Source organism: Reichenbachiella sp., from assembly GCF_965233835.1.
GTDB lineage: Bacteria > Bacteroidota > Bacteroidia > Cytophagales > Cyclobacteriaceae > Reichenbachiella.
The window spans coordinates 2,226,609-2,237,801 of record NZ_OZ247585.1; the positions used below are offsets into that span (position 1 = coordinate 2,226,609).

An 11,193-nucleotide genomic window follows, 5' to 3' on the forward strand; every position below is an offset into this window, starting at 1 on the left:
GGCCCTACTTATTAGGACATCTCACACAACGGTTCAGGGACTGTAAACATAGATTTGGAAATAATACTTAATCTATTTAAAAACCTAAACCTTATGATTATGAGAAGAATCTTTACGATTTGCCTGGTGGTTTTAATGAGCTTGCAAGCGCTTGCTCAGGATGTCACTAGTTATCAATCACTCGGGCTATTTCCGCATACAGTTACGTATGCAGCCCATGCCAACGTCCCATTTGATGGACCGGAAATTTTTGTTCAATCACACTTTGTTACGGATGTCGCCTACGGAGTGAAGATATTGAATGTAGAACAAGACAATCTTGGTTTCACACACTACAGGTTGCAACAAACGCTGAATGGCCGACCCATCGAAAAATCGATGCTGTTGGTGCACGTCAGAAACGGAAAAGTAGTATCCACTAATGGCGAATGGTTCAAAACTTTGCCGGGAGTTCAAATGCCTGCATTAAAGTCTGAAGCAGCGTTGTCAAAAGCCTTGAACAAGGTAAAAGCGAAAGCCTACATATGGGAGACCGATGAGGCTAAAGACCGTGCAACCATGCGCCTCAAGGAGACAGGAGAAGTGAGTTTTGAGAAGCCAAAAGGCGAGTTGGTTTATATGAATGTAAACAACGAACTAAGCGCTGCATCACTAAAATTGGCCTATAAGTTCGACATATTTGCTGTTGATCCTTTTGCTCAGCAGGATGTGTATATCGATGCCACGAGTGGTGATGTGATCTTTTCCGTTTCGAGAATGCATCAGGCCAACACCAATGGCACGGCTCAAACAGGATATTATGGAGCCAAATCCATTACGGTAGACCACAGTGGAAACTATTATGCTCGTCAGAGCGGCACACGACGGATCGAACTTTACAACATGAATGGAGCCACGGTGCCTCAAAATGGTTCAAGACCTAGTGGCTCTACAGTTGTCAGTTCCTCATCCAATTTTTCCTTTTCAGGAAATGCCAGATACTATATGGATGCGTATTGGGGAGCAGAGGTTACGTTCGACCTATTTCAAGAAAAATTCAATAGAAATAGCTACAACAATGCCGGTGGTAAGATTGACATGTTTGTGAATGGAAGTGGACAAGGAGCAAGCAATAATGCTTTCTGGTTTGGATCCTTTGCTTACTTTGGTAACTCTACTAGCGGCACCCCTTTCACTTCTTTGGATGTTGTATCTCACGAAATCACCCACGGTGTGACTGGAAACTCAGCGCGATTAGTTTATCAGGGTGAGTCCGGTGCGCTCAATGAAGCCTTTTCCGATATTTTTGGATGTTATGCAGAGCACTATGCTGGAGTTGGGCAGAAGTGGATCATGGGAGAGTACATTTCTTTTCAGCGATCTATGAGTAATCCTAACCAGCACAGTCAGCCTGATACCTATCGAGGGTCTTATTGGGCCAGCACTACTGGTGGTGACAATGGTGGTGTTCATACCAATAGTGGCGTAATGAATTACTGGTTCTATCTAGTGTCAGAAGGAGGAAGTGGTTCTAATGACAACGGAGCATCCTTTTCAGTAGATGCAATTGGAATTGAGAAAGCATCACAAATAGCTTACCGTGCCTTAACTAGCTACTTGACTTCTTCCTCTGGATATAGTGCGGCACGTACAGCTGTGATCAATGCGGCAAGGGACCTTTACGGCAACAATTCTTGTGAAGTAGCTGCAGCCACAGACGCCATGCACGCTGTGGGAGTTGGCAGTGCCTTTAGTGGTAATTGTTCAGGGCAAGAATGTAGTCCTCTAACAGGGCTTTCTGTGAGCGGTGTTTCTAATTCTGCTGCTACCGTTTCGTGGAATGCGGTTTCAGGAATTTCTAGCTATACTGTAGAGTATAAACCTACTACGAGTTCATCTTATACTTCTTTATCAGCTAGTTCAAATTCTCGTACTTTGAACGGATTGAGTGCAAATGCAGCTTATGATGTGAGAGTAAGATACACTTGTTCTAATGGCACTACAGCTGATTACGCAAGTACCACATTCACCACCCAAAGTGGAGGTTCTTGCAGTGCAGTGGCAGGCCTTTCTGTGTCGGGAGTTACTACATCCGGTGCTACTGTTTCATGGAATGCTGTTTCTGGTGTTTCGGCTTATAGCGTAGGGTACAAATTGGCTACTAGCTCTTCATACACTACAATCACGGCCAATGGATCTACCACTTCACTGAGTGGTCTTAATGCTGGGCAAAACTATGACGTAAGAGTAAATTATACTTGTTCTAATGGACAGTCGGCGCCTTATGCATCATCTTCGTTTACTACATCTACCACGGGTGGCGGAGATTGTGATGGATTACCTAGCTGGACAGGTAGTGCCTATTATTATCAAGGTGATCAAGTAGTTTACAACAATAGTATTTACGAAGCGCTTTATTTTATTTACTACTATCCCCCAACAGATACTCGCTATTGGGCCAAAATCAGTGACTGTGGGAGTGGAGGTAGTTGTGATGCACTTACGGGATTAAGCGTAAGCAGCATAGGACAAACTTCAGCAGTAGTTTCCTGGAGTGGAGTTTCAGGTATTAATAGCTACAGCGTTGAGTATAAATTAGCATCAGCAAGTAACTATACAGCAGCAAGTAGTAGCTCATCCTCAATTTCTTTAACCGGATTAACCCCTAATTCAACCTACACCGTGAGGGTGAGATACACTTGTTCCAATGGTCAAACCGCACCTTATTCGAGTACCTCGTTTACTACTGATGAAGACACAGGAACTGGATGCGATGCGGTTACCGGGCTTACAGCAACTTCCATCACTGAAAATTCAGCACAGTTATCTTGGAATGGTGTGTCTGGAGTATCAAGTTATACACTTGATTATAAGGCGACAGCAGATGCAAACTATCAATCAGCCACTATAAATGAGACTTCAGAGCCTTATACTGGTCTTTCTGCTAATACTTCTTATTCCATTAGAGTAAGCTATACGTGTAGTAGTGGTCAAACCTCGCCGCTGGCAACACATCAATTTACAACCACGGGTTCTACCGGTGGAGGATGTAGTGGTGTGGAGACTTACCAGTCTGGTAAGTACTACCATACTGGTGAGCAAGTAGTTTATCAAGGTAATTTGTATGAAGCACAAGCGGATTACATCTATTGGCCTCCATCTTATGGCTGGTGGACAAACTTAGGCCCGTGTCAAGGAGTCACATCTTTTTACGGTATTACTGAAGATAGCTCAAACCCAAATGGAGAAATGTCAACTTTCAATATATATCCGAACGCTACTAGAGAGCGTGTAAATGTGCAATTTGTGGGAGAACAAGATGATGCGCAGAGCACTATTCGGTTGATTGATACGTCAGGTAACTTGATCCTGTACCAGGAGCTTAATACGCATAAAGGTCTAAATCAAGTCACAATTGATTTGCCATCGGTCGATCCAGGTGTATATTTCATTCAGCATAATGGCGAGATTAAAAGGATTTTAATCAAGTAATTTGTTTAGTTGATATAAACGTTGAGTGAATAGAAGTAGAAGGCCCTAGTTGATAGGGCCTTTTTTAATTTATTGCTTTGTTTCTAGGCCTGTACATAGGTCTTTCTATTATCTAATTAATTACCTATCTTTGCGCTCCATTCGAGTGAATGGGTCCCGGTTAGTCGGGAAAAACACAAACAAAATGGCGCATTTTCCGAGTCCGGAATGACGCTGTAAATCAGGGCTCACATTATAATGGAAAACAAAGAAGAATTAGAAAATCAGTCAACTGAAGCAGCTAAAGAAACTGCAGTAGAAGAAACAGCTGCTGCGCCTGCTGAAGAGGTGAAAGAAGAAGCACCTAAGGCTGAGAAAAAAGCAACAAAGAAAGCTCCTAAGAAAGAAGCTGTAGTTGTAGAAGAGGAAGAAGAGTTTGACTGGGACAACGTTCAGCCAAAAGGATTCGGAGACGGATACAACAAGAAGGAGAAAGAAGAGCTTGAAGCACTTTATGGCGAAAGCTTAAATACTATCGAAGAAAAGCAGGTAGTAGAAGGAACTGTTGTGAGTATGACTTCAAGAGACGTGATCTTAAACATCGGATTCAAATCTGATGGATTGGTATCTGCGTCAGAATTCAGAGATACACCGGATCTTAAGCCAGGTGATTCTGTAGAAGTTTACATCGAAGAGCAAGAAGACAACAACGGTCAGTTGGTACTTTCTAGAAAGAAAGCAAAGATTGTTGGAGCTTGGGAAAAAATCCAAAAGTCTGCCGACGAAGATTTGGTTATCGACGGTATGGTGAAGAGAAGAACCAAAGGTGGTTTGATCGTAGATATCTTCGGAATCGAAGCGTTCTTGCCAGGTTCTCAAATCGACGTGAAGCCAATCAGAGACTTCGATGTATTTGTAGATAAGAAAATGGAAGTGAAAGTTGTGAAAATCAACTACACTAACGATAACGTGGTTGTTTCTCATAAAATCTTGATTGAGAAAGATCTCGAAAAACAAAAAGCTCAAATCCTTGAGAACCTTGAAAAAGGTCAGGTACTAGAGGGTGTGATCAAAAACATGACCAACTTCGGTGTATTCATCGATCTTGGAGGTGTAGATGGTCTACTTCACATTACCGATATCTCATGGGGTAGAGTAAATCACCCAGAAGAAGTATTGAAGCTGGATGAGAAGGTAAATGTTGTTGTTCTTGATTTCGACGACGACAAGAAGAGAATTTCTTTGGGTATGAAGCAGTTGTCAGAGCACCCATGGGATTCACTAGACAAATCTGTTGAGATTGGATCTAAAGTGAAAGGTAAGATTGTGAATGTAGCTGATTACGGTGCATTCTTAGAAATCCAGCCTGGCGTAGAAGGTTTGATCCACGTATCAGAAATGTCATGGTCTCAGCACTTGAGAAACCCTCAAGACTTTATCAACATTGGTGACGAGCTAGAAGCTGTGGTATTGACGATTGACAGAGACGAAAGAAAAATGTCTCTTGGCATCAAGCAATTGACTGAAGATCCATGGACTAAGCAGGATGTATTGACTAAATACGCTGTAGGCACAGATCACAAAGGAATCGTGAGAAACTTGACAAACTTCGGATTGTTCATCGAACTAGAAGAAGGTATCGATGGTTTGGTTCACGTATCTGATTTGTCTTGGACTAAGAAAGTGAAACACCCTTCTGAATTCATCAACGTAAACGAAGAGCTAGAAGTAAGAGTACTTGAGCTTGACGTGGACAACAGAAGATTGGCACTAGGTCATAAGCAATTGGAAGAAAATCCTTGGGATACTTTCGAAACTGTGTTCGCTAGAGGAACTTCTCACAAGTGTACAGTGACTAACATCATCGATAAAGGTTCAATTCTTGAGTTGCCTTACGGTCTTGAAGGATTCGCGTCTACTAAGAACATGAAGAAGGAAGACGGTTCTAAGCCTGCAGTAGGTGAGAGTCTTGACTTCGTAGTGGTTGACTTCTCTAAGGATGATAAAAAGATCACTTTGTCTCACGTAGCGACATACTCTGACGAGGTAGTGGAGAAGGCTCCAGCACCTAAGAAGAAGTCTGCTTCTAAGAGCAAAGGTGTAGATAAAGTGAACGCTGATTCTGAGAAATCTACAATGGGTGATATCGCTGCATTGTCTGCATTGAAAGAGCAAATGGAAGCTAGCGCTAAGCCAGCTGCCAAGAAAGCTGCTCCTAAAAAGGCTGCTGCTAAGAAAGAAGAAGATAAAGGTGAAGCTGCTGAAGGCGCTGAATCTTAATCAGAAATATATTTATAGAAAAGGTACACCACGGTGTACCTTTTTTTTGTGCCTTGCGTTGATAAAAAGGCAATATTTTAGCGAATAGAAATGCTAAATTATTTGCAGGAGATTTAATTAATTCTAATTTTGTGTCTCCAAAAAATGGTCCTGTGGCCGAGTGGCTAGGCAGAGCTCTGCAAAAGCTCGTACAGCGGTTCGAATCCGCTCGGGACCTCTAGATAAGAAGGGTTGCTCATCGAGCAGCCCTTTCTTATTTAAACGTTTTTGATTCGATTCGAGTTTTTAAATCACGAGGGCGGTGTGCATGCTTGAACGTATGAACAATCCACTCATAACTTAAGATAAAACCGCAATAGAGGTCTTTTTTCATTTAAGGAATTTGAACTGCTCGGGTCAAGATTAAAAGGCTTGCAAGTGGAGAAGTAAATTCACTCAAATAAAACTATGGAAGATACTGGTTTAGCCAAATGCTTATCAAGTATTAATCTTATACTATAAGCTAAGGTATAGGGTTATTGGTTGGATGCCGACAAAGCAAACATCAGGTATTGTAAAATTTAAATAAAATTAGTACATTACCATAGCAGCATACAACCAGTTATTCCATGGCTAGTGTCGAAAAGCCCTATGCTGCTCCTATTGTCATCCCGACAGTTTCCATCAAGAAGCCTTCTTATTTTTTTGATAGCGTAGTCTATTGTAATTGTATTGATTATTGGATAATTGATGCCGTTAAATCTGATAAGTGCGGTGTGAGACCTTCACAAAACTTTTAGTGAGCATGACAGGAGGGACCAACTTACATTCATCAGAGTATCGTCAGATAGTTATAAATGGCCAGACTATTCAACCCCCAGAACTGGAGGATTCGGTACTGGATATTGAGTCGTATGCAGGTTCAACATTGGTTGATTGGCTTCATTGTTTGTATCCCTCGATTATTGAATCGGCCGCTACCCACGAACAGGTTGTCAAAGCACTGAATAAATTTAAGGTAGCTCATGGATTGATTGATGTAGAACCATCCATAAATCAGAACGTTTGGTCAGAACTTCAGTTAACCCTGGAAAAGAAAAATAACCTTTCACGAGTAGAACAGTTCAAAGTAAATTTTGAAACCGAAGATGAAAACGCTCTCGAGGCCAATCTAAAAGCCTTTGGGATTTTAGCTCAAGGAACAGAGCAGATAAAGTCTGGCATGCGCCTGTTAGAGGCCCTGATGAGACAAACAGACCAATACGATAAGTCAATAGATGGAGACGTTATTCACAATTATCAGGAACTTCATGACTATGCTTTCAACTATGCAGACTCCGTTTGGAAGACTTTTCACAATCATTGGCAATTGTTTTTGGGGGCTCCTTGGTTGGGAATCACCAAATCACCTGATATCTCGAATACAAGCGATGCGTTTTGGTGTAGTAAAGAGCTTCTATCCATTCTGTATAGATTGGGTGAAGTCTATTTCAAGAAATTGGTGGAGAAAAAATCTCAAAGCTATGCTCTCGAAAACCCTATAGTGGTATTATATCTTGGAAATAGACTCGGAGGAGTTGTATTTAAAAAAAATGATTTCTCTCAAATTGGAAGACAAGCCGCTCTCGATCTAACGGGATTATCGGATAAATCACTCGAATGGCTCAATGAATGTCTGATGAAAACGGACCCGGCATGGCGAATCAGATTACAAGGAGATAAACCTAATCTTAGTCATATCATTTATGTAAAAAAACCAATGTCCTCGGCTATTCTGGAAATGAAGCCAGAGCTACAGTATGTGTTGTCAAAACCACAAAGAATTTACAGTCACCTCAAAAAACACGAAGATTTTTTTAGTGAGTTTCCACTAGAAAGATTTGCTCAAGCCGTGTCAGACAGAGCTTATACTATGTCCTCAGATGAGCTTTCGCTTGTTTTTAAAACCATCAAAAACCTGGGCGTACAGACTTTGATGGAGTTTATAGGTGCGCTGCGTGATAGTCGGGGTTTAGGCGAAGTCCTGTATAGAATCCATACTGAGGGCAATGACATCATTCAGGATATTTTGCAGCTGCACTACGAGAGCCTCGGACTAGATACGGATGGGATCAAAGCCAAAGTAGTAGAATGGGAGGCTTACCTAGTCAGGTTTTTTATCATTGAATCTGGTTTGAAGGGAGGTAATGACCTATTAAAGGCTGCCTGGGAAATATTGAAAGAAGAGGCAGTCGAACAAGTCCAAAAGAAACTACAACCAGAAGGGGCATAATATGGCAGTCGAACTCAAAGTGATGGTCAATTCTACTGAGCTGCAGCTAGCTTCTGCAGTGGAGTATTTAGAACGAATGCCCCAAGTAGACTTATCTCTTCTGGCACAATTACCAGAAGTAGACCAACTGATTGTAGAAATCAATGAATTCCTCAAAGACATGGTCAATGACATCATATCTTTTATTAGTGATTTGAAAGAAGGGTTGGAGTGGCTGGCCCCCGAGCTGCAAAAGATAAAAGTGATGCTGGATATGATCATAGCCTCCGCTAAAACATTTACTGGCTTGTTGAATGCTTCATTGAGTATCAATACTTCAACAGGACAGGAAATCATGAATTTCAGTGCGCACGCAAGTTTTGCAGGCAAAATGGAGGAAGTGCTAGGCGATGTTTCCAGGTTCGTAGATAAGGCAGTGCCGGATCATCAAATGCTGGTCGACTTGGCCATTCAGCTTGAGAAAGCGAAGGGTTTGCTCATAAATATTAGAGATAAAGTACTGCTATGAGCGATTCCACAACATATACTTTGACAATCAATGTTGCCCTCGATGAGCTGTTCGATTTTTTGAATGGTGAAGAGATCCTGGCAGAGGTGTTACTTGAATTTTTTGAGAAGGAGACGATCAACACGATCCTCGATAACTTGACGGATGTTTTGCAGTGGTTGGATGATTTCTTGTCGCAACTACTATCAGCTACGATTGCCTTGGATAGTGTATTTGCTTTTTTGGAAACAGCCGCAGAGATACTTGATTTTTTGACCGGACAGTTAAGACAAATGGGACAGCAAGCGAAAGTCTCAGGAGATCAATTTATGAAGGCTTTGGGCAGATTCATGACTTCATTACCCGACATAGATACTTCCGGTGTAAACGCTATGGGAAGATATCTGCCTCAACCCGATGATATCGAATCTATGCGAACAAATATAGGGAGATTGATAGCTCAGGAACCTGGACTATCAGGAATACTTAGAAAATTAAAACATGAAATAAATTTATAAACTAAAACAACCTGCGTTATGCCTGAAACAATAGAGATTGCCCCAACAAATGGAACCTCAAATACATCAGCGGTCCCATCGACCAACGGCAGTACGGTTCCTGCAACTGCTGCACAATTTGATAATCCCTTCGACGCCATCGCGTACCTTTTTATGGTAATGCGTGAATCCATCGAGGGAACCAGAGACGAGAACGATTATCCAAGGTATGTACGAATTGTCAGGCCTAAGTCCGACACAGGTGCACAAGATACTTGGGTTGAATACATTAGTGAAACAACTAGAATAGGTGTACAAGGGCTAACCTTCATCATGGCTAAATTTGTGGATTTAACACTTTACGGGAGAAGTATGCTTGTTGGCATAGATTCTTTGGTGGCACTTCTTGAAGTAGCTCTACAGACTATCGGTACAGCGACCAATCGAGAGTTTTTAGATGCGTTAAAAAAGAGTTTTACCCCTCCGAGCGATGGTGCCCAAGTAATACCAATATCCACAGATGGCGCTGATGGAGGAATGTCAAGTGATTGGGCAACAAAGGCTCAGGAGTATTTAAAGTACATTCCTTCCCCACAAGATTTGGATAGGATCGGATATGAGTTGTATATGTTAGCCAGAGTAATGTACAAGGACGGACCTGGTGCTGATGAAAAACTAAAGCAATTTAATCTGATCGATTCGGGTAAACTACGAGTTATGGCCTGGGCGTATCAATTAAATTGGAATGTGCACTATCCAAAAAATGGAGATGATTTTGTCAAAGGGCTGTATGCCATGGGTAAAAAATCTGGAGCTACGCGGCCATCAGAAACAGTTGAAGTAAACTATAAGGACTCGGATATTCGGTTGTTTGAAAGTAGTGTGGCAAAAGAAGCTCCGGTATTAGCAGAACCAGAAAAAGATTTTCTAAATGCAGATGTACATGAACTAAAAAGCCTTTTAGAGGAGTTAGGATATACTGCTGGCCTAGCTTCGCTATTGGATATTGCTCAAGGGGGAACCCCACTGAGTAATGACGGTTTTCTCAGAGCCATTAAATGGTTTCAGCGCGAAAATGACCTTCCACAAACTACAGTTCTGGACAATGAAACGCTCAATCGATTGTTCAATCTGGATCACTCCGGAAAAAATATCAAAAGAGCAAAACGTGCTAGTGGTGAGGCACCGAATCCGGAAATTGCGGGAGGAAAATTGAAATTAATCAACGGAACAGCCGATGATTATGAGATTGCCAACGAAGTGCTTGTCGAAAATAGTGACCCGAATTACAACTACTATATGGTAAGTAAGACCTTCAGTAGCTTTCCTACAGATACTGTTCCTGGCCAGGTTGTAACGCATGACAACAGTCCATGGAAAATAGCTACCGATGAACAGTACCCCAATGATAAGGTGAAAATTGTTCCGGGTTTCGTCGGTATCCAATCCCGAAGAGTGATTAATCTGGCAAATCCTGCAAAGACTAGATATGATGGCGGCATCTTCTCAGAGGGGGCAAGTTCAGATGGTAAATTTTTCTTTGCCGCACGAGAAAATGAACCTTGGAGACCTGGTAGGAGCGGTACCCCTCGTGGCAATCGACTTTGGGATAGTAGCACTCCTCAAAACGGCCTATCACGCATGTACCAGGATGTGGATATTGAACCGGAAATATTTGAGCGCTTTGCAAGCATTAGTACTACTGATATAGATCCTGCAAAAACCTTTTTAAAAGTTCAGGCCAGTACCATGTTTCGTTCCCTATTTACCGATAAGGCTTCTTCGGGTACAAATCTTTTAGGCTTTCTGAAAAAGGGGAAAAGCGACCAAGGTAGGGTTCTACTGGAATTGAGATCTGGGACTGTAGGAGCCACAGGTGATTATACAGGCAATGATGCTTTGTCTGCAGGAGACGATCCCAATGATTTTGTGCTGAAGTGGGGCCCGAGTGCTGCAGTTACAAAGCTAATGGGTATACAAGACGGGAAAACTATTAATGAACGACATATAGACCAGTATAATACGTGGAAAAAGATCACTTCCTCCGAAATAAAGTTCTCATTGGAGAAAATTCTGGCATTGAAGGCACAACCCACAGGTATTCCCCGTTTTGCAGTTCGTGTGTTTCTGGATGGTATGCATATCTCAGGATGGGATATTGATGCCTATTTTGACAATGTAGAGATTCGATGGGATTATATATTGGTTAAAGCTTAATCATTTGACAG

The 11,193-nt window shown here is 41.9% G+C and carries 6 protein-coding genes and 1 tRNA gene; all 7 read left to right on the top strand.

From position 1 onward, the window contains the following. The first annotated feature begins 99 nt into the window (after positions 1–99). The 7 genes from ACO6S2_RS09495 (at position 100) to ACO6S2_RS09525 (ending at position 11,182) form a co-directional block, all read left to right on the top strand. Entirely contained in the window at positions 100–3,471 is a 3,372-nt protein-coding gene (locus ACO6S2_RS09495) for a M4 family metallopeptidase (RefSeq protein ID WP_422362263.1), read from the top strand. Positions 3,472–3,708: 237 nt separating this feature from the next. Next, positions 3,709–5,730, top strand: a complete 2,022-nt coding sequence (gene rpsA, locus ACO6S2_RS09500; protein ID WP_422362264.1) for a 30S ribosomal protein S1 — start codon at positions 3,709–3,711, stop codon at positions 5,728–5,730. A 146-nt stretch (positions 5,731–5,876) separates the two neighbouring features. After that, positions 5,877–5,947, top strand: a tRNA-Cys gene (locus ACO6S2_RS09505). A 567-nt stretch (positions 5,948–6,514) separates the two neighbouring features. Beyond that, positions 6,515–7,981, top strand: coding sequence for a hypothetical protein (locus ACO6S2_RS09510; protein WP_422362265.1), 1,467 nt, complete (start codon positions 6,515–6,517; stop codon positions 7,979–7,981). 1 nt (position 7,982) lies between these two features. Then, a complete protein-coding gene (locus ACO6S2_RS09515; protein WP_422362266.1) occupies positions 7,983–8,489 on the top strand; it encodes a hypothetical protein in 507 nt (168 codons plus the stop codon). Next, on the top strand, positions 8,486–8,986 hold the full coding sequence (locus tag ACO6S2_RS09520; protein WP_422362267.1) for a hypothetical protein: 501 nt from the start codon (positions 8,486–8,488) through the stop codon (positions 8,984–8,986). The genes ACO6S2_RS09515 and ACO6S2_RS09520 overlap by 4 nt, the downstream gene beginning before the upstream one ends. Positions 8,987–9,004: 18 nt before the next feature. Then, positions 9,005–11,182 (top strand): peptidoglycan-binding domain-containing protein, encoded by a 2,178-nt coding sequence (locus ACO6S2_RS09525; RefSeq protein WP_422362268.1) that lies wholly within the window; start codon positions 9,005–9,007, stop codon positions 11,180–11,182. Positions 11,183–11,193: the final 11 nt, after the last annotated feature.

Coding starts and splice junctions, on each gene's coding strand:
- ACO6S2_RS09510 (WP_422362265.1), top strand. CDS start 6,515: ATGACAGGAGGGACCAACTTACATTCATCAGAGTATCGTCAGATAGTT.
- rpsA (WP_422362264.1), top strand. CDS start 3,709: ATGGAAAACAAAGAAGAATTAGAAAATCAGTCAACTGAAGCAGCTAAA.
- ACO6S2_RS09515 (WP_422362266.1), top strand. CDS start 7,983: ATGGCAGTCGAACTCAAAGTGATGGTCAATTCTACTGAGCTGCAGCTA.
- ACO6S2_RS09525 (WP_422362268.1), top strand. CDS start 9,005: ATGCCTGAAACAATAGAGATTGCCCCAACAAATGGAACCTCAAATACA.
- ACO6S2_RS09495 (WP_422362263.1), top strand. CDS start 100: ATGAGAAGAATCTTTACGATTTGCCTGGTGGTTTTAATGAGCTTGCAA.
- ACO6S2_RS09520 (WP_422362267.1), top strand. CDS start 8,486: ATGAGCGATTCCACAACATATACTTTGACAATCAATGTTGCCCTCGAT.